Source organism: Pseudoprimorskyibacter insulae (assembly GCF_900302505.1).
Taxonomy (GTDB): domain Bacteria; phylum Pseudomonadota; class Alphaproteobacteria; order Rhodobacterales; family Rhodobacteraceae; genus Pseudoprimorskyibacter; species Pseudoprimorskyibacter insulae.
Genome location: NZ_OMOJ01000005.1, coordinates 165841 through 184692, shown reverse-complemented (window position 1 = coordinate 184692; position 18852 = coordinate 165841). Strand labels below are relative to the sequence as shown.

Sequence of the window (18852 nt, the reverse complement as noted above, 5' to 3'; positions counted from 1 at the left end):
AGAAACTCGGGAAAGGCAACGAGCAGTCATGACTTTGATTACCCCGGATACGGGGCCTTCTTCGCTGGAGGCCATCGCCGCAGATTGTGAGCAGCAATTGGCGGATATTTCCATTGAACTACGCGACCTGATGCAACGGGTCCGGACCGGGGAGGGGTGCTCAAAGGATGATGTGGGAAAGAAACTTCTTGAAATGCGTGCCTGGTTGAAAACGGCGCGGGAAACGGAGGCGCAATTACATGCGGAACGTCGCAAACGATGCGGCATTGTCGGAGGCTACGGGCTCGATCTTGAGCAAGCCAGATTTGAGGTCGGGTGCCGATTGGCTCGCCTCCGCCGATGCTACGATCAGGACTGAGTTCCTGGATACACTGACTGAGGGAGAGCTTCTGGCTCTCCCTTTTTTGTTCGAGTTTTGGGCCATGCCGCACCAGTTGCCGCCGGATGGCGATTGGCGGTCTTGGGTCATTCTGGGCGGTCGCGGGGCTGGTAAAACGCGGGCCGGGGCCGAATGGGTGCGATCGATGGTCGAAGGCGCGCGGCCGCTGGATGCGGGCCGGGCCAAGCGCGTGGCGCTGGTGGGCGAGACCTTTGATCAGGTGCGCGAAGTGATGATTTTTGGCGATAGCGGGATTATGGCCTGCTCGCCGCCGGATCGCAGGCCGGTGTGGCAGGCGACGCGCAAGTGTTTGGTGTGGCCGAATGGGGCCGAAGCGATGGCCTTTTCGGCGCATGATCCCGAGGGGTTGCGCGGGCCGCAATTCGATGCCGCTTGGGTGGATGAACTGGCCAAGTGGAAGCGGGCGCAGGACACGTGGGACATGCTGCAATTCGCGCTGCGCCTCGGGGAAGATCCGCGCGTTTGCGTGACGACGACACCGCGCAATGTGGGGGCGCTGAAACGCTTGTTGGAGCTGCCGTCTACGGCAGCGACCCATGCCCCGACCGAAGCCAACCGCGCCAATCTGGCGGAGTCGTTTTTGGCCGAGGTTCGCGCCCGCTATGCCGGGACGCGGCTTGGCCGACAAGAATTGGACGGTGAGTTGTTGACTGAGGTCGATGGCGCGCTTTGGCCTGCGGCCTTGATCGAGGCGGCGCGGGTCGAGGCGGCGGATGGGCTGGACCGTGTCTTGGTGGCGATTGATCCGCCGGTCACGGGTCATTCTGGGTCTGACGCCTGCGGGATCGTCGTGGTCGGGGCCTATATGGAGGGGCCGCCGCAGGATTGGCGTGCCGTTGTGTTAGAGGATGCCAGCGTGCAGGGGGCGAGCCCCGTGGGCTGGGCCGAGGCGGCGATTGCCGCGATGGAGCGATGGGGCGGCGACAGGATCGTCGCCGAGGTCAATCAGGGCGGTGATCTGGTGGAGACCGTTTTGCGACAGGTCGATCCGTTGATTCCGGTCACCAAGGTGCGGGCCACGCGCGGCAAGGCGGCGCGGGCCGAGCCGGTGGCGGCGCTGTACGAACAGGGCCGGGTCGGGCATTTGCCGGGGTTGTCCGAGCTTGAGGACCAGATGGGCGCGATGACCTTGCAGGGCTTTGCGGGCAAAGGCAGCCCCGACCGGGTGGATGCGCTGGTCTGGGCTTTGACCGAGGCGCTATTGGTGCCTGCCGCCGCGTGGCGCAGGCCGCGCGTTCGGTCGCTCTAGGGGTGTTGCGCGGGGGCGGGCGCTGGCCTTAACGGCTGTTAACTTTGATACGGCAAATTCCTCTCAAGCGCCGGGATGCTCCGGCTGACTGAATGAGGAGATGCGGGTGTTCGAGTTTCTACGCCGACAAGACAACGGCCCGGCCCCCGAGGCCAAAGCCAGCGCCACCGGGCCTCTGGTGGGATATACCACGCAAGGCCGGGTGGCCTGGACGGCGCGGGATACCGTGTCGCTGACCAAGGCGGGGTTCACCGGAAATCCGGTTGGGTTTCGCGCGGTCAAGCTGATTGCTGAGGCGGCGGCTGCCATGCCATTGGTTCTGCAAGACGACGACACGCGCTACAAATCGCACCCCGTGCTGTCCTTGCTGGCCGCGCCGAACCCGGCGCAGGGGCGGGCCGAATTGCTGGAAGCGCTGTTTGGTCAGCTTTTGTTGTCGGGTGACGCCTATTTGGAGGCGGTCGGCACGGACGCTATGCCGCTTGAGTTGCATGTGCTGCGATCCGATCGGATGCGCATTGTGCCTGGGGCCGATGGGTGGCCGGTTGCCTATGAATATGCCGTGGGCGGGCGCAAGCATCGGTTTGACATGACGGGGCCTCTGCCGCCGATCTGCCATATCCGCATGTTCCACCCACAGGACGATCACTACGGCCTGTCGCCGCTTCAGGCGGCGGCGCGGGCGGTGGATGTGCACAACAGCGCCAGCCGCTGGAGCAAGGGCTTGCTGGACAATGCGGCGCGTCCGTCCGGGGCCATTGTCTATAAGGGTGCCGATGGGTCGGGCAGCATGAGCGCTGAGCAATTTGAGCGTTTGAGCCATGAAATGGAGACTTATCATCAGGGCGCGCGCAATGCCGGGCGGCCGATGTTGCTGGAAGGGGGGCTGGATTGGAAGCCGATGGGTTTCAGCCCGTCGGACATGGAGTTCCACAAGACCAAGGATGCCGCCGCGCGTGAGATTGCCATCGCCTTTGGCGTGCCGCCCATGCTGCTGGGGATTCCCGGCGAGGCGACCTATGCCAATTACCAAGAGGCCAACCGTGCGTTTTATCGCCTAACGGTGCTGCCACTGGTGACTCGCGTCGCCACAGCGATTGCGGCCTGGCTTGGGCGCTTTTCGGGTGAGGCGCTGGAGCTGCGCCCCGATCTGGACCAAGTGCCCGCCCTGAGTTCGGAGCGTGACGCGCAATGGCGGCGCGTTTCGGATGCGGGCTTTCTGACGGATGCTGAAAAGCGCGGGCTGCTGGGCCTGCCGCCCCTGACCGGGAGCATGGCCGATGAGTGAGCGGCCCAGATTTGACGGGTTCGAATGTGCGCCGGGGTTGCGGCTGGAAGCGCATGAGCGGGTGGCCGGTCTGCAAATCGCGGGTCTGACGGACCGGCTTGAGCGGATCGAGGCGTTGATTGAACGGCTGGAGCGGCGTCTTTGGCTGACGGTTTATGGCGTCGTCGCGACCGTTTTGGCACAGGCCTTTGAGGGGCTTTTGCGGGTCGCGCCGTAGCGCGAAGAAAGGGATCAGGATGACTTCAGGATTGGAACAGAAATTCTGCCGGTTTGAGGCGGAATTGTCGGTCAAAGAAGGCGGCGTAATTGCGGGCTATGCTTCGATTTTCGGGGCCTGCGATCAGGGCGGCGATGTGGTGTCTGCCGGGGCTTATGCGGCGTCCTTGGCGCGGCTGACGGCAGAGGGCCGTGCGGTCAAGATGCTGTGGCAGCACGATCCGGCCCAGCCCATCGGCGTCTGGGACGAGGTGCGAGAGGACGCCCGCGGGCTGTTCGTGAAGGGGCGACTGCTCGATACAGTGGCCAAGGGGCGCGAGGCGGCAGAGCTGATTGCCGCCGGGGCGATTGACGGGCTGTCGATTGGGTATCGCACCATCAAGGCGGCGAAGAATGACAAAGGCCAGCGGCTTTTGACGGAACTGGAGCTTTGGGAGGTGTCGCTGGTGACCTTTCCGATGCTGCCCAGTGCGCGGGTGTCTGCCAAGGGCGAGCAGCCCCAGGACGCTGTGCTGCGCGATCTTGCGGAGGCCGTAGAAGCGGCGCGCCGCGATTTGGCGAGCGGCTGACGCGCGCCGCAAGGACCATTGAACCAAGGGAAAATCACATGACCGAGATCCGTTCTCGGGCCGGAGAAGATCTGTCTTCGGCCTCTCGTCTGACTGCGGCCTTTGCCGGTTTGGTTGGCGATATCAAAGGCCTGCGGGCTGAATTGGATGCAAAACTTCACAAACAGGAAGAGCGACTGACCATGCTTGATCGTAAAACTGCCATTGCTTCGCGCCCCGCGCTTGCCGCCGCTGCGGAAGGTTTCGCGCCACATCAGAAGGCGTTTAACGCCTACCTGCGTTCGGGCGATGATGATGCCCTGCGCGGGCTGGAACTGGACACCAAGTCGATGTCCACGGCTGTCAATTCAGATGGCGGGTTTCTGGTGGATCCGGTGACCTCGGACCGTATTCAGTCGGTTCTGTCGTCGACTGCATCGCTGCGTGCCGTGGCTAATGTGGTGCAGGTCGAGGCCACGTCGTTTGACGTGCTGATCGACCACACCGATGCCGGTGCGGGCTGGGCCACTGAGACCGGTTCGACCGCTGAGACCGGCACGCCCAGCATCGACCGCATTTCGATCCCGCTCTATGAGCTGAACGCGCTGCCGAAAGCCTCGCAGCGCCTGCTGGATGATGCGGCGTTTGATATTGAGGGTTGGCTGGCGGGCCGTATCGCCGACAAGTTCGCCCGCGCCGAAGCGGCAGCTTTTGTGAGTGGTGATGGCACCGATAAACCGACGGGTTTCCTGACCTATTCGGCGGTTGCCAATGACAGCTGGAGCTGGGGCAGCCTTGGCTATGTGGCCTCGGGCGCGGCGGCGGCGCTGGATGCGTCGGGCGATGCGATCATTGATCTGGTCTATGCGCTGGGGGCGCAGTACCGCGCCAATGGCACCTTCGTGATGAATTCGAAAACCGCCGGTGCCGTGCGCAAGCTGAAGGATGCCGATGGCCGTCATCTGTGGTCGGATGGTCTTTCGGCGGGCGAGCCTGCGCGTTTGCTGGGCTATCCGGTGATGATCTGCGAGGACATGCCGGATGTGGCTGCCGATGCCACGCCGATTGCCTTTGGTGATTTCGGTGCGGGCTACACCATTGCCGAACGCCCCGACCTGCGTGTTCTGCGCGACCCGTTCAGCGCCAAGCCGCATGTTCTATTCTATGCGACCAAGCGCGTTGGCGGCGATGTGAGCGACTTTGCCGCGATCAAACTGCTGAAATGCGCGGTCAGCTAAGCGCGGGATGAGGGCGGGGCGACCCGCCTTCATAGGGCGCGCACCGGGTTGAGAGCTTGCGTTGTCTAGCTGCTCCCCTCCGTCCGAGCAACGTGAGTGGTGCGCGCCCGACTTCGGGCCCGCGGGTCGAATTTCTGGATTTCGGAGACAGTCGATGATGGTGAACGAGGATAGCCAGGTTCCCCTGTTGGCCCTGCCGGTCGATGCGTTGAAGGCGCATTTGCGGATGGGCTCGGGGTTTGCGGAGGATGCGGTTCAGGACGAGGTTCTGGCGTCTTTTCTGCGTGCGGCCCTGGCGGCGGTAGAGGGGCGAACCGGCAAGGTTTTGATCGAGCGCGGCTTTACGCTGCGGCTTGAAGCGTGGCGCGATGGTGTGGCGGAAATCCTGCCGTTGGCCCCGGTGCAATCGGTGACATCGGTCGTGTTGCTGGATGGGGACGGTGCGGCGTCAACGGTGGCTGACACGGTTTATCGTTTGGTGCCGGATGCCCATCAGCCCAAGATCGCCGCGCGCGCTGGCCGCCTGCCTGAGCCGGTATCTGGCGGCGCAATCGAGGTTACATTTGCCGCAGGTTTTTCGACCGATTTCAGTGGATTGCCCGCCGATCTTCAGCAGTCAGTTTTGCTTTTGGCGGCGCATTACTACGAATACCGGGATGAGACCGCCCTTGGGGATGGTTGCATGCCGTTCGGTGTGACATCGCTTTTGGCGCGGTATCGGCCAATGCGTCTGGGGCTGGCACGATGAGCGCGCCGGTTTTGAACCGCAAGCTGGTGCTTGAGGCGGCAAGCCAAGTGCCGGACGGCGCGGGCGGCGCGACTGAGGCTTGGGGCGTTCTTGGGACGATGTGGGCCGAGCTGCGGCCCGGTTCTGGCCGCGAGCGGAGTACGGACGCGGGGCTATTGGCCTTGTCGAGCTACCGGATCACCGTTCGCGCAGCGCCTGCGGGTGCAACCAACCGGCCCAAGCCGGGGCAGCGGTTTCGCGAAGGTGCGCGGCTGTTTCGCATCATTGCCGTATCCGAGGCGGATCGGGCCGGACGATACCTGACGTGTTTCGCAAATGAGGAGGTCTCGGCATGAGCTATGCGCAATCATTGGCGTTGCAAACGGCCATTTATGACCGGCTGAGCGCCTGGTCGGCCTTGTCGACGGTTCCCGTGTTCGATGCTGCGCCGCAAGGCACTTTGCCGGGGCTTTACGTGATGATCGGCGCGGAAACGGTCAAGGACGCGTCGGATCAGACGGCCTTGGGTGCGTGGCACGATCTGGAAATTTCAATTGTCACGGATGGTGCGGGGTTTTCCGGGGCCAAGCAGGTGGCCGCCGATGTTGGCGCCGCGCTTGAGGCGCCGGGGCTTTCGCTCAGTGCGGGCCGGCTTGTCAGCCTGAACTTTCGCCGCGCCCGCGCCAGACGTGAAACCGGCGGTTTGCGCCGCATCGACCTGACATTCCGCGCACGCGTGGACAGCCAATAACCTGAAGGAGTGAGACTATGGGTGCTCAGAACGGCAAAGACCTTTTGATCAAGGTGGATCTGACCGGAAGCGGGTCGTTTCAGACCATGGCGGGGCTGCGTGCCACGCGGATCAGCTTTAACGCCGAAAGCGTGGACGTGACCTCGCTGGAAAGCGCGGGCGGCTGGCGTGAATTGCTTGGCGGGGCCGGGGTGAAATCGGCCAACATCTCGGGATCGGGTGTGTTCCGTGATGACACCACCGATGAACGCGCGCGGCAGATCTTTTTCGACGGTGAAACGCCGGAATTTCAGGTGATTATTCCCGATTTTGGCACTGTCGAAGGCGCGTTCATGGTGACGGCGCTGGAATATGCGGGGTCGCACAATGGCGAGGCGACCTATGAGGTGTCGCTCGCCTCGGCGGGGCAGCTGAGCTTTATCGCGGCATGATGGGCAATCCTTGGCGGGGGGATGTGGCCATTGTCCTAAATGGTCAGCGGCGGGTCATGCGCCTGACGCTTGGCGCTTTGGCCGAACTTGAGGCCGGGCTGCGCGAGGATTCGCTGGTGGCCTTGGTCGAGCGGTTCGAAGCGGGCCGGTTTCGGGCGCGGGACGTTCTGGCGCTATTGGTTGCGGGTCTGCGCGGTGGTGGCTGGGCAGGGTCGGCGGTCGATCTGGCCTCGGCCGAAATTGGCGGCGGGCCGATGGAGGCCAGCCGCGCCGCGGCCGAATTGCTGGCCCGGTCTTTTGCCCTGCCTGAGGACGGCCATGGGGTTTGATTGGCCGATGCTGATGCGGCTGGGGCTGCATGGGCTGGGACTGACGCCAGAGGTGTTCTGGTCGCTGACCCCGGCAGAGCTGCGGGTGATGCTGGGTCAGCAGGGCGGTGATGCCGGGATGAACCGGGACCGGCTGGCCGACCTGATGCGGGCCTATCCTGATACGAAGAAAGGATCGCCAGATGGCGGAGTATGAAGACCTAAGCGCCTTTGAGGCGCAGGTAGATGCGCTGGAAACCAGCCTTGCCGGGGCGGCGGGCATGGCGGCGGGCTTTGATGCCGAGCTGCGCCGCGTCAGTTCCAGTCTGGCGGTGTCCGATGCCGGTATGGCGCGGCTGGAACGGTCGATGAGCCGTGGATTGGGCAAGGCGATTGATGGTGTGGTGTTTGAAGGAATGCGCCTGTCGGACGCGTTGAAAGTCGTGGCGCAGTCGATGATTTCGGCGTCCTACAAGGCGGCGGTCAAGCCGGTTACCGATCATTTCGGCACAATGATTGCCGAAGGCGTCGGATCGCTGTTTGGCGGGGCCTTTGCGGATGGGGCGGCGTTTTCGCAAGGCCGTGTGATGCCCTTTGCCAATGGCGGCATCGTCAGCGGCCCGACGACCTTTCCAATGCGCGGGGCGACCGGGTTGATGGGCGAGGCCGGGCCGGAAGCGATTATGCCCTTGGCGCGCGGGCCTGATGGCAAGTTGGGCGTGCGATCCGGGACGGGGGCGTCTGTCAATGTGGTGATGAATATCAGCACGCCTGATGCCGACAGTTTCCGCCGTTCCCAAAGCCAGATTGCCGCGCAGATGAGCCGTGCCTTGGCACAAGGCCAACGCAACCGCTGAGGATAAGATCATGAGTTTTCACGACATTCGCTTTCCCGCCAATCTGAGCTTTGGATCGGTCGGTGGCCCGGAACGGCGCACAGATATTGTTTCTCTGACCAGCGGCCACGAAGAGCGCAACACCCCTTGGGCCCATTCGCGCCGCCGTTATGACGCGGGTGTCGGCATGCGCTCGCTTGATGATCTAGAGGCGTTGGTGGCGTTCTTTGAGGCGCGTCAGGGTCAGCTTTATGGGTTTCGCTGGAAAGATTGGTCGGATTTCAAATCTTGCCGGCCGTCCAAAAAGCCGGGCGAAGACGATCAGGTGATCGGTACCGGCGACGGGCAGAAAACGCAGTTCCAGCTGGTGAAACGGTATCGGTCTGGTCCGGCGGAATACGCCCGGCCCATCGTGAAGCCCGTCGCAGGCACTGTGATTGTTGCCGTGCAATCGACCCCGATGCGCGAAGGTGTCCATTTTGAGATCGACACGTCGACGGGTTTGGTGAGCCTGGACACCGCGCCGCCCGAAGGATCGGTGGTGACGGCTGGGTTCGAATTTGATGTGCCGGTTCGGTTTGACACCAACCGCATTCAAACCAGCGTCGCCAGCTTTCAGGCCGGGCAGGCGCCAGATGTACCTGTGGTGGAGGTGCGCCTGTGACGATGAATGTGGATGGGTTTCACCAGCATATGAAAACCGGGTTGACGACGGTGTCCCATGCTTGGGCCGTTGTGCGTAAGGATGGCGTGGCACAGGGGTTCACCGATCACGACCGGGATTTGCGCTTTGATGACATGCTGTTCCGGGCGGATAGCGGTCTGAGTGCGGCGGCGCTTCAGCAAGGCACGGGGCTTTCGGTGGACAATTCCGAAGCCGTCGGTGCCCTGAGCGCCACCGCCATCACCGAAGCCGATATCGCCGCAGGGCGCTATGATGGCGCCGAGGTTGTGGCGTGGTTGGTCAATTGGGCCGATACGTCAGAGCGCAAGATCCTGTTCCGCGGGCATATCGGTGAAATCATCCGCGAAGGCGCGGCCTTTCGTGCGGAATTGCGCGGGCTGACCGAATTTCTGAACCGGCCTGTCGGGCGAGTGTTTCAGGCCCCTTGTTCAGCGGTGCTTGGCGATGCGTCATGCGGATTTGATCTGTCGGGGGACGGTTTCTTTGCCGATGGCGTGGTGATGGAGATCGAAAGCGCCGATCGTTTCGTCATCCAGTCGGTCAGTGCGCAGCCTCCACAGTGGTTTCAGCGTGGGGCCTGCGCGGTTCTGAGCGGTGCGGCCGAAGGGCTGACGCGGGCGATCAAGCGTGATGAGCCGCTTGGCGATGGGCTGCGGCGCGTTCAGCTTTGGGAAGAGTTGCGCGCGCCTTTGACGGCGGGTGACAGTGTGCGCGTGACCGCAGGTTGCGACAAGCGGTTCGAAACGTGCCGCCTGAAGTTTGCCAATACGCTGAACTTTCAGGGTTTCCCGGACATTCCATCCGACGATTGGGTGGCGGTTTCGCCTTCCAGTACCGCAGTTCGTGACGGGGGCAGCAGACGATGAGCGATGAAATTGTTGCACTGGCGCGTCGTTGGATCGGCACGCCCTATGTGCATCAAGCCTCGGTTCGGGGGGCGGGGTGCGATTGTCTGGGCCTGTTGATCGGAATTTGGCGTGACGCTTTTGGCGCGATTCCAGAAGTGCCGCCGAATTACAGCCGTGATTGGGCCGAGCCGCAGGGCGATGAACGGCTTTGGGCCGCCGGCCAGCGTCATTTGATTGCGCGGCCTGTGTCAGAGGCCGAGGCTGGGTCCGTTCTGCTGTTTCGAATGCGCGATGGCGCGATTGCCAAACACCTAGGGATCGAGGCCAAGCCCGGTGACAGTTTCATCCACGCCTATAGCGGGCATGGCGTGGTCGAGAGCCCCCTAAGCCTGCCGTGGCGACGCAGGATCGTCGCCCGTTTTGCCTTTCCAGAGGAGATTGCATAATGGCTACGATTTTGTTGTCTGCCGCCGGGGCGGCCATTGGCGGCGCGGTTGGCGGTACGGTTCTGGGCCTGTCGGCGGCTGCCATCGGGCAATTCGCTGGGGCGACGCTGGGCCGGGCGCTGGATCAGCGTATCATGGGGCGCGGATCGGACGCGGTTGAGGCTGGGCGGCTCGACCGTCTGCGGGTGTCGGGCGCGGGCGAGGGCAAAGCGGTGCCACGGCTGTTCGGACGCGTGCGGGTTGGCGGGCAGGTGATCTGGGCCAGCAACTTCGAAGAACATGTCACGGTGTCTGGTGGCGGCGGCAAAGGCGCGCCGCGCGGGCCTGAGGTGCATAGCTACAGCTATTCGGTCAGCCTTGCGCTGGCCCTGTGCGAGGGCGAAATCGCCGGGGTGCGCCGCGTTTGGGCGGACGGGGCCGAGGTTGCGATGCGTGATCTGAATATCCGCATTTACAAAGGCGATCACACCCAGTTGCCCGACCCCAAGATGGAGGCAATCGAAGGGCCGGGGATGGTGCCAGCCTATCGCGGCACCGCCTACGTGGTCATTGAAGACCTGTCGCTTGCCAAGTTTGGCAATCGTGTTCCGCAGTTCAGTTTCGAAGTGGTTCGGAATTTCCGAAATGACGATGATCTGCCGCGCGCCGTGCGCGGTGTGGCGATGCTGCCGGGGAGCGGCGAATATGCCTTGGCGACGGATCCGGTTCAATTCGATCGCGGCGCGGGTGATACCGCCTTGGCCAATGTGCACAGCCCGTCTGGCCTGGCCGATTTCGTGACCTCGCTTGAGGCGCTGGACGATGAGTTGCCCAATTGCGGTTCGGTGTCCTTGGTGGTCAGCTGGTTCGGCGATGATTTGCGCTGCGGGTCGTGCCAGATCCAGCCCAAGGTCGAACAGGCCGAGGAGGACGCCGCGACAATGCCGTGGTCTGTCTGCGGTCAGACCCGTAGCACGGCGGCGCTGGTGCCAACGGGTGACAAGGGGCCGGTCTATGGCGGAACGCCCGCCGATGCTTCGGTCATTCAGGCGATTGCGCGGATGCGCGATCGTGGAAAATCGGTGATGATGTATCCGTTTATCCTGATGGATCAAATGGATGGGAATAGTTTGCCCGATCCCTATAGCGGTGATGTCGGGCAGCCGGTGCTTCCGTGGCGTGGGCGGATCACGCTGTCGAAAGCGCCGGGGCAAAACGGCAGCCCGGATCAAAGCGCGAGCGCCGATGCCGAGGTCGCGCAGTTCTATGGCACGGCCAGCGCGTCGGATTTTTCGGTTGTCGATGGTCAGGTCAGTTACTCCGGTCCGGCGGACTGGGGCTTTCGGCGGTTCATTCTGCATCAGGCGGCGCTGTGCGTTGCGGCGGGCGGGGTTGATGCCTTTTGCATCGGGTCTGAAATGCGCGGTGTGACGCAAATTCGGGGAGCGAATGGCTTTCCTGCGGTTGCAGCGCTGCTCGATCTGGCGGCAGAGGTGCGCAGCCTCTTGGGCCCGTCCACCAAGATCGGTTATGCCGCTGATTGGTCGGAATATTTCGGCTATCATCCGCAAGACGGATCGGGCGATGTGCTGTTCCATCTTGATCCGCTTTGGGCTGATCCGAACATCGATTTCATGGGCATCGACAACTACATGCCCCTGTCCGATTGGCGTGATGGCGATGATCATGCTGATGCTGCGGCGGGCGCGGTTTACGATCTGGATTATCTGCGCGCCAATATTGCAGGCGGTGAGGGGCATGACTGGTATTATCCCAGCCCTGAAGCCCGCGCTGCACAGCGCCGAGTTCCGATTGAAGACCTGGCCCATGGCGAAGACTGGGTCTTTCGTTACAAGGATTTGCGCAACTGGTGGAGCCAGCCGCATCACGACAGAATTGCAGGTGTGCGACAAGGGCAGCCGACCGATTGGGTGCCGCAATCCAAGCCCTTCTGGTTTACCGAACTCGGCTGTGCTGCGGTCGACAAGGCGACGAACCAGCCGAACATCTTCGTCGACGATACCTCCTCCGAAGGTGGATTGCCGATTTATTCTAACGGGTTGCGGGATGATTTCATCCAGTGGCAGTACCTAAGGGCGATGCATGCGCATTGGTCGGAAGAAGGAAATAACCCGGTCTCGGATGTGTTCGGCGGGGCGATGGTTGACATGTCCAAGGCGTTCGTTTGGGCCTGGGATGCACGGCCCTATCCTTGGTTCCCCAGCAGCGGCGCTTGGACGGACGGGGACAATTATCGACGTGGGCACTGGATTTCGGGCCGGATGGGGGCGCGTAGCCTTGCCTCTGTGGTGCGCGAGATTTGCGAGGCTTCGGGTTTGACATCAATTGACGTCAGCGGGCTATACGGCGTTGTGCGGGGCTATGTCCTGCCGGATATGGCCGATGCCCGCGCCGCCCTTCAGCCGCTGATGATGACCTATGGGTTTGAGGCAATTGAGCGTGACGGCACGTTGGTGTTCCGTATGCGCCCCGGTCAGGCTCCGACGGTACTGGCGCTTGCCGATTTGGCCGTTGATTCCGAAATCAAGGGCGATCTGGAGCTGCGCCGTGCGGGCGATGTCGATCTGTCGGGCCGCGTGCGCATTGGCTATGTCGAGGCGGACGGCGATCACGCCGTTGCCACCCAAGAGGCGGTCTTGCCGGATGAAGGCACGCATGCGGTCTCCGCGCGTGAGGTGCCATTGACGCTGACACGGGCTGAGGCGCGGCAGACTGCAGAACGCTGGCTGAGTGAGGCCCGCGTTGCACGTGACACGCTGCGTTTCGCGTTGCCCGCGTCGCGGATGGATTTGGGTGCCGGGGATCTGGTGCGCCTGCCGCACGAGGGCGAACAGGTTCTAGCGCGGGTCGACCGGGTGGAGCTTTCGGACCATCTGCAGGTTGAGGCCGTTCGGGTGGAGACCGGGCTTTATACGCCTGCCGACTTCCCAGATGATGCGGCATCGGTCGCCCCCGTCAGCCCGGCAGGCCCGGTTTTTCCAGTTCTGATGGGTCTGCCTCTGATGTCCGAAGGGGATGATCCGGTTGCGCCGCATCTTGCGGTGACGGCGCGGCCCTGGCCGGGGCGCGTTGCGGCCTATTCGGCGTCCGAGGACGGCGGCTATACGTTGTCCTCGACCGTCACGGCGCAATCGACCATCGGTGTGACCCAGTCCGAGATGCTGCGCGCGCCCATGGGGCGGATCGACCGGGGTAGCGTGTTGGAGGTTAAACTGACCAGCGGTCAGCTTGAATCGGTCACTGACACAGCGTTTCTAAGCGGTGGGAACCTGTTTGCCATTGGCTCAGGCTCGGCTGAGGGATGGGAGGTGTTTCAGGCCCGTGATGCAGAACTGATCGCCCCGCGCACCTGGCGTCTGAGCCATTTTCTGCGTGGTCAGCTTGGCACAGATGCCGATATGCCAGACGTCTGGCCAGCAGGTTCGATTGTTGTCGCGCTGAACGGGGTGCCGCGTCAATTGCCCGAGGGCGACGTGCTGCGCGGGGTGGAACGCCATTTCCGAATTGGTCCCGCAGCGCTGAGCTATGATGATCCGGTCTATCGACACCGATCTGAGGTGTTTTCAGGGGTTGGATTGCGCCCATACCGACCGGTGCATTTGCGGGCGATGCGTGACAATGGGGGCGAACAGCTTCGCTGGATGCGGCGCACCCGGATTGAAGGTGATGGCTGGGATGGCTTGGAAGTGCCGCTTGGCGAACAGGATGAGCGGTATTTGATCCGGGTCACTCGGGGCGGCGTGCTCTTGCGCGAAACGATTGTCGGGGCGCCGGAATGGCTTTATTCGGCGGCAGATATTTCGCAAGACGGACCCGGGATCGTTCTTGTCGAGGTGGCGCAAATCTCGGCCACGGTCGGGGCCGGGCCTGTAGCGCAGATGACGTTAACGATCTGATAAATCAGCCTGCCGGTCCATTGATCGCGTTTGCAAATGGACCGGTTCACGGAATTGCGTTTTTTCTTGCGGGCACTATCTGCTATAAAAGCTCTCAAAGGAGACACGACATGGCCGAGACCCGCGCGAAAATCGCTGAGCTTGATCCCGTTTGGGCCCGTATTCTAAAGGAAGCCGAAAGCGCTGTTTCTGATGAGCCGTTGCTTGGTGGGATGATTCACTACTCTGTTCTGCATCATCCCAGCTTTGAGCGGGCACTGAGCTATCGGATTTCGCTGAAGCTGGCCAATGCCGAGATGACAGAGCAGATATTGCGCGAAATCTGCGACGAAGCGATTGCGGCCTCGCCCGAGATTGCCATGTCGGCCCGCGCTGATATCGTCGCGGTGAATGAACGTGATCCGGCCTGCCACCGCTTCTTGCAGCCGCTGCTGTTCTTTAAAGGTTATCAAGCGATCCAGGCCTATCGCGTCGCCCATTGGCTTTGGAAAACCGGGCGCAGGGATTTGGCGTATTTCTTTCAGATGCGAACGTCCGAGATGTTCGGGGTGGACATTCACCCGGCGGCCCGGATCGGGAAGGGCATCATGGTTGACCACGCCCATGCCATCGTAATCGGCGAGACGGCGATTGTTGGCGACAACGTGTCTATGCTGCATTCGGTGACGCTTGGCGGGACTGGCAAGGAAGATGAGGACCGTCACCCGAAGATTGCGGATGGTGTCTTGATCGGGGCCGGGGCCAAGGTGTTGGGCAACATCAAGGTTGGCCATTGTTCCCGGATCGCTGCGGGTTCCGTCGTGTTGAAAGATGTCCCGCCCTGCACCACTGTTGCGGGCATTCCGGCCAAGGTGGTTGGAGAAGCGGGCTGCGATCAGCCAGCGGTCAAAATGGACCATTGCTTTTCGGCCCGTGTCCCGGATTGATCGTTAAAGGTCAGGGTTTCAAGGATTTGAGCGGTGCGCCTTCGGCGCGCCGTTTTTGTTTGTTGGGGGCGCTGCCCCCAAACCCCCGGGATATTTTCGGTCAGAAAATACTGTGTTGTGGATTGCAGTTACGAAATGGCCCCGCCTTGGATCTTGGCGGGGCTACTGCATATTAGGCGAGGAGGGCGATGGGGTTTTCCAAGCCGTCCACGATGGCCGAGAGGAGCTCTGCGCCCAAGGCCCCGTCGATCACACGGTGATCCACGCTGAGAGTTAGGGACATGACTGTGGCCGCCTCGATATCGCCTGCGGCGTTCACGATTGGCTTTTTCACGCCCGCGCCGACGGCCAGAATGGCACCGTGGGGGGGGTTGATGACTGCGTCGAAGTTTTCAATGCCGAACATGCCAAGGTTGGAAATGGCAAAGCTTCCGCCTTGGTATTCATGCGGGGCGAGCTTTTTGTTGCGGGCGCGGGTGGCAAGGTCTTTCATTTCAGCCGACAGGGCCGACAGGGTTTTGGTGTGCGCATCTTTGAGGACCGGGGTGAAGAGCCCGCCTTCGATGGCGACAGCCACAGCCACATCTGACGGGGTAAGCTGCAGGATGCGGTCGCCTGCCCAGACTGCATTGGCGGCGGGCACCTGTTGCAGGGCATTTGCGCAGGCTTTGATGATGAAGTCATTGACGCTCAGTTTGATGCTGCGGCTTTCGAGTTGTTTGTTGAGTTGGGCGCGGAAGGCGAGCAGCGCATCGAGGTTGACCGATCGGCGCAGGTAGAAATGCGGGATGGTCGACTTGGCCTCGGTCAGGCGTGCTGCGATGGTTTTGCGCATGCCGTCGAGCGGGATTTCCGTGACCTCGCGGCCTTCGTAGAGTTTCGCCACAGCGCTGGGGGCCATAGGGGCCGGGGCGGGTGCGGTTGCGGCAGGTGCGGGGGCTGGCGCCGCGGCGGGTTTTGGGGCCGCAGTTGCGTTTTCCACATCGGCTTTGACGATGCGGCCATGCGGGCCAGAGCCTGCTATGGTGCTGAGGTCGAGGCCTTTTTGTTCGGCGATGCGGCGGGCCAGGGGCGTGGCGAAAATGCGCGCGCCGGATTTGGCAGGGGCTGGGGTGGCGGCCTCAGAGGCCCCGTTCGGGGCCGTTTCAGCCGCCACGGCGGGCTGCGCCGCCGGAGCGGCGGCAGAGGGCGCCGCGATACCATCGGCGCTTTCACCATCTTCGAGCAGGACCGCGATGGGAGTGTTGACCTTGACGGCCTCTGTGCCTTCGGCGATCAGGATCTTGCCCATGATCCCTTCGTCGACGGCTTCGAATTCCATCGTGGCTTTGTCGGTTTCAATTTCGGCAATGACGTCGCCGGATTGGACGGTGTCCCCTTCCTTGACCAGCCATTTGGCCAGCGTGCCTTCCTCCATCGTGGGCGAGAGGGCGGGCATCAGGATTTCTATCGGCATCGGGTGTCTCCTTGATCCGGGTGCGAGGGGCGTCGCCCCTCGCGCTCCCCGGAGTATTTGAAGAAAGATGAAAGGCTTAGCGGTAACAGACCTTTTTGGCGGCAGCGACGACTTCGGCGGTTGTGATCAGCGCGTGGCGTTCAAGGTTGGCCGCGTAGGGCATGGGCACGTCCTTGCCGGTGCAGTTGATCACGGGCGCGTCGAGGTAGTCGAAGGCATGTTCCATGATATAGGCGCTGAGGTGGTTGCCGATGGCGCCCACAGGGAAGCCTTCTTCGATTGTGACGCAGCGGTTGGTTTTCTGCACGCTGGCCAGGATCGCCGGATAATCGATCGGGCGCAGCGAGCGCAGGTCGATCACCTCGGCCTCGATGCCCTCGGCCGCGAGCTTTTCCGCCGCTTCCAGCGCATAGGTCATGCCGATGCCAAAGCTGATGAGCGTGACATCCGTGCCTTCGCGCCAGACGCGGGCTTTGCCGAAGGGCACGGTGTAGTCATCGAGAACCGGCACGTCGAAGCTGCGGCCATAGAGGATTTCGTTTTCGAGGAAGATCACCGGGTTGGGGTCGCGAATGGCCGATTTCAGCAGGCCTTTGGCGTCCGAGGCCGAGTAGGGCATCACGACCTTCAGGCCGGGAATATGCGCATACCACGCGGCGTAATCCTGGCTGTGCTGCGCGCCGACGCGGGCTGCCGCGCCGTTGGGGCCTCGGAAGACCATGGGCGCACCCATCTGGCCGCCCGACAAATAGAGCGTTTTGGCCGCCGAGTTGATGATGTGGTCAATCGCCTGCATGGCAAAGTTGAAGGTCATGAACTCGACAATCGGGCGCAGGCCGCCAAAGGCTGCGCCGACTGCGATGCCGGCAAACCCGTGTTCGGTGATTGGCGTGTCGATCACGCGCTTAGAGCCGAATTCGTCCAGCAGGCCTTGGCTGATCTTATAGGCGCCTTGGTATTCGGCCACCTCTTCGCCCATCAGGAAGACATCGGGGTTGGCGCGCATTTCTTCGGCCATGGCATCGCGCAGCGCTTCGCGCACGGTCTGCTTTTTGGTCTTGGTGCCTTCGGGCCATGCCGGTTCGGGCTTAGCGGCGGCGGGCGCGGGATGGTGGATCGCGGCGGCGGGGCTGTCTTCGGAGCTTTGCGCCTTGTTCACCGGGACGGGCTGTTGCGACATCGAGGTGTCAACGGGCGCATCCACGGATTCGCCTTCTTCGAGCAGGATCGCGATGGGCGTGTTGACCTGCACCGCTTCGGTGCCTTCCGCGATCAGGATCTTGCCGACGATGCCTTCATCGACAGCTTCGAATTCCATCGTCGCCTTGTCGGTTTCGATCTCGGCGATGACATCGCCCGATTGCACGGTGTCGCCTTCCTTGACCAGCCATTTGGCCAGCGTGCCTTCCTCCATCGTGGGGGACAGGGCGGGCATGAGAATTTCGGTTGCCATTGTGTTTTCTCCCAGAGTCCCGGTGGGTTATGCGTCAGCGTAAATGTCGGTCCACAGCTCATCCAGCGGCGGCTCAGGGCTTTCACGGGCGAAATCGGCGCTGGCATTGACGACCGCTTTGATTTCCTTGTCGATGGCCTTCAGATCTTCCTCGGTGGCGTGTTTGCCTTGCAGCAGCAGGTCGCGCACATGGTCGATGGGATCGCGTTCTTCGCGCATCTTCTGCACCTCTTCGCGGGTGCGGTACTTGGCCGGGTCCGACATGGAATGGCCGCGATAGCGATAGGTCTTGATCTCAAGGATATAGGGGCCTTTGCCCGCGCGGCAGTGGGCCACGGCCTTTTCCCCGGCCGCCTTGACGGCCAGCACATCCATGCCGTCGACCGCTTCGCCTTTGATGCCAAAGGCCGTGCCACGGGTGTGCAGATCAGGGGTTGAGGTGGAGCGGAACTGCGCGGTGCCCATGGCGTATTGGTTGTTTTCAATGACGAAAATCACCGGAAGCTGCCAGAGGGCGGCCATGTTGAAGGTCTCATAGACCTGGCCTTGGTTCGCCGCGCCATCGCCGAAATAGGTGAAGGTCACGCGGCCATTGTCTTTGTACTTGTCCGAAAAGGCCAAACCCGCGCCCAGCGGCACCTGTGCGCCGACGATGCCATGCCCGCCGTAGAAATGCTTTTCCTTGGAGAACATATGCATCGAGCCGCCTTTCCCCTTGGAATAGCCGCCAATGCGCCCGGTCAATTCAGCCATTACACCGTTCGGATCCATGCCGCAGGCCAGCATATGGCCGTGGTCGCGGTAGGAGGTGATGCGCTTGTCGCCCTCCTCTGCGGCGGCTTCAAGGCCGACCACAACGGCCTCTTGGCCGATATAGAGGTGACAGAACCCGCCAATCAGGCCCATGCCGTAAAGCTGGCCCGCTTTTTCTTCGAAACGGCGGATCAAAAGCATGTCGCGGTAATACTTGGTCAGCTCATCGGCGGATATATTCGCCGGAGCAGCGCCTTTTCTGGCTGCCATTGCGGGCTCCTCCCTGACAGGTAGTTTAGCGTTGAACTTGTTTTCAACCAGCGTAACGCGCGTAATGCGGGCCGTAAAGCCTGCGCTTTGGGCGACCTATGGGCAATAGGTGGTTGACGCCGACCGT

Annotated in this window: 21 protein-coding genes; 18 read left to right on the top strand and 3 right to left on the bottom strand. The window is 62.3% G+C overall.

Annotated elements, in window-relative coordinates; genetic code table 11:
* Window positions 1-28: 28 nt before the first annotated feature.
* The 18 genes from PRI8871_RS19620 to cysE all read left to right on the top strand — a co-directional run bounded on the left by PRI8871_RS19620 (window position 29) and on the right by cysE (window position 14793).
* Entirely contained in the window at window positions 29-358 is a 330-nt protein-coding gene (locus PRI8871_RS19620; RefSeq protein WP_181389470.1) for a hypothetical protein, read from the top strand.
* A complete protein-coding gene (locus PRI8871_RS13155; RefSeq protein WP_442439592.1) occupies window positions 306-1649 on the top strand; it encodes a DNA-packaging protein in 1344 nt (447 codons plus the stop codon). The genes PRI8871_RS19620 and PRI8871_RS13155 overlap by 53 nt, the downstream gene beginning before the upstream one ends.
* A 100-nt stretch (window positions 1650-1749) precedes the next feature.
* Window positions 1750-2937, top strand: a complete 1188-nt coding sequence (locus PRI8871_RS13150) for a phage portal protein (RefSeq protein WP_108886690.1) — start codon at window positions 1750-1752, stop codon at window positions 2935-2937.
* A complete protein-coding gene (locus PRI8871_RS13145; protein WP_108886689.1) occupies window positions 2930-3154 on the top strand; it encodes a GTA head formation protein, RCAP_rcc01685 family in 225 nt (74 codons plus the stop codon). The genes PRI8871_RS13150 and PRI8871_RS13145 overlap by 8 nt, the downstream gene beginning before the upstream one ends.
* A gap of 19 nt (window positions 3155-3173) precedes the next feature.
* The gene (locus tag PRI8871_RS13140) at window positions 3174-3722 is read left to right on the top strand and encodes an HK97 family phage prohead protease (RefSeq protein WP_181389464.1); all 549 of its coding nucleotides are present in this window, start codon (window positions 3174-3176) and stop codon (window positions 3720-3722) included.
* Between the two features lie 38 nt (window positions 3723-3760).
* Window positions 3761-4939 carry a phage major capsid protein gene (locus tag PRI8871_RS13135; RefSeq protein ID WP_108886688.1) on the top strand — a complete coding sequence of 393 codons (1179 nt, stop codon included), beginning with the start codon at window positions 3761-3763 and terminating at the stop codon, window positions 4937-4939.
* Window positions 4940-5093: 154 nt separating this feature from the next.
* Window positions 5094-5687: a head-tail connector protein gene (locus tag PRI8871_RS13130; RefSeq protein ID WP_108886687.1), complete on the top strand. Its 594-nt coding sequence runs from the start codon at window positions 5094-5096 to the stop codon at window positions 5685-5687.
* Window positions 5684-6022 carry a head-tail adaptor protein gene (locus PRI8871_RS13125; RefSeq protein ID WP_108886686.1) on the top strand — a complete coding sequence of 113 codons (339 nt, stop codon included), beginning with the start codon at window positions 5684-5686 and terminating at the stop codon, window positions 6020-6022. The genes PRI8871_RS13130 and PRI8871_RS13125 overlap by 4 nt, the downstream gene beginning before the upstream one ends.
* A complete protein-coding gene (locus PRI8871_RS13120; protein ID WP_108886685.1) occupies window positions 6019-6417 on the top strand; it encodes a DUF3168 domain-containing protein in 399 nt (132 codons plus the stop codon). Before PRI8871_RS13125 ends, PRI8871_RS13120 begins: the two co-directional genes overlap by 4 nt.
* A gap of 17 nt (window positions 6418-6434) precedes the next feature.
* Entirely contained in the window at window positions 6435-6848 is a 414-nt protein-coding gene (locus PRI8871_RS13115; RefSeq protein WP_108886684.1) for a phage major tail protein, TP901-1 family, read from the top strand.
* The gene (locus PRI8871_RS13110; RefSeq protein WP_108886803.1) at window positions 6848-7177 is read left to right on the top strand and encodes a gene transfer agent family protein; all 330 of its coding nucleotides are present in this window, start codon (window positions 6848-6850) and stop codon (window positions 7175-7177) included. The genes PRI8871_RS13115 and PRI8871_RS13110 overlap by 1 nt, the downstream gene beginning before the upstream one ends.
* The gene (locus tag PRI8871_RS13105; RefSeq protein ID WP_108886683.1) at window positions 7167-7373 is read left to right on the top strand and encodes a rcc01693 family protein; all 207 of its coding nucleotides are present in this window, start codon (window positions 7167-7169) and stop codon (window positions 7371-7373) included. Before PRI8871_RS13110 ends, PRI8871_RS13105 begins: the two co-directional genes overlap by 11 nt.
* On the top strand, window positions 7360-8013 hold the full coding sequence (locus PRI8871_RS13100; RefSeq protein ID WP_108886682.1) for an RcGTA-type gene transfer agent tail tape measure protein: 654 nt from the start codon (window positions 7360-7362) through the stop codon (window positions 8011-8013). Before PRI8871_RS13105 ends, PRI8871_RS13100 begins: the two co-directional genes overlap by 14 nt.
* Window positions 8014-8023: 10 nt before the next feature.
* Complete coding sequence (locus PRI8871_RS13095; RefSeq protein WP_108886681.1) at window positions 8024-8656, top strand: DUF2460 domain-containing protein; 633 nt, start codon at window positions 8024-8026, stop codon at window positions 8654-8656.
* A gap of 2 nt (window positions 8657-8658) precedes the next feature.
* Window positions 8659-9543, top strand: a complete 885-nt coding sequence (locus tag PRI8871_RS13090; protein WP_108886680.1) for a phage/gene transfer agent baseplate hub protein — start codon at window positions 8659-8661, stop codon at window positions 9541-9543.
* Window positions 9540-9971 carry a C40 family peptidase gene (locus PRI8871_RS13085; protein ID WP_108886679.1) on the top strand — a complete coding sequence of 144 codons (432 nt, stop codon included), beginning with the start codon at window positions 9540-9542 and terminating at the stop codon, window positions 9969-9971. Before PRI8871_RS13090 ends, PRI8871_RS13085 begins: the two co-directional genes overlap by 4 nt.
* Window positions 9971-13867, top strand: coding sequence for a baseplate multidomain protein megatron (locus tag PRI8871_RS13080; RefSeq protein WP_108886678.1), 3897 nt, complete (start codon window positions 9971-9973; stop codon window positions 13865-13867). The genes PRI8871_RS13085 and PRI8871_RS13080 overlap by 1 nt, the downstream gene beginning before the upstream one ends.
* A 110-nt stretch (window positions 13868-13977) precedes the next feature.
* The gene (cysE, locus tag PRI8871_RS13075; protein ID WP_108886677.1) at window positions 13978-14793 is read left to right on the top strand and encodes a serine O-acetyltransferase; all 816 of its coding nucleotides are present in this window, start codon (window positions 13978-13980) and stop codon (window positions 14791-14793) included.
* A 172-nt stretch (window positions 14794-14965) separates the two neighbouring features.
* Here the strand turns inward: cysE and PRI8871_RS13070 are convergent, their stop codons facing one another.
* The 3 genes from PRI8871_RS13070 to pdhA all read right to left on the bottom strand — a co-directional run bounded on the left by PRI8871_RS13070 (window position 14966) and on the right by pdhA (window position 18725).
* Window positions 14966-16249, bottom strand: a complete 1284-nt coding sequence (locus PRI8871_RS13070; RefSeq protein WP_108886676.1) for a pyruvate dehydrogenase complex dihydrolipoamide acetyltransferase — start codon at window positions 16247-16249, stop codon at window positions 14966-14968.
* 76 nt (window positions 16250-16325) lie between these two features.
* Window positions 16326-17702 carry a pyruvate dehydrogenase complex E1 component subunit beta gene (locus PRI8871_RS13065; RefSeq protein ID WP_108886675.1) on the bottom strand — a complete coding sequence of 459 codons (1377 nt, stop codon included), beginning with the start codon at window positions 17700-17702 and terminating at the stop codon, window positions 16326-16328.
* A gap of 27 nt (window positions 17703-17729) precedes the next feature.
* Entirely contained in the window at window positions 17730-18725 is a 996-nt protein-coding gene (pdhA, locus tag PRI8871_RS13060; protein WP_108886674.1) for a pyruvate dehydrogenase (acetyl-transferring) E1 component subunit alpha, read from the bottom strand.
* Window positions 18726-18852: the final 127 nt, after the last annotated feature.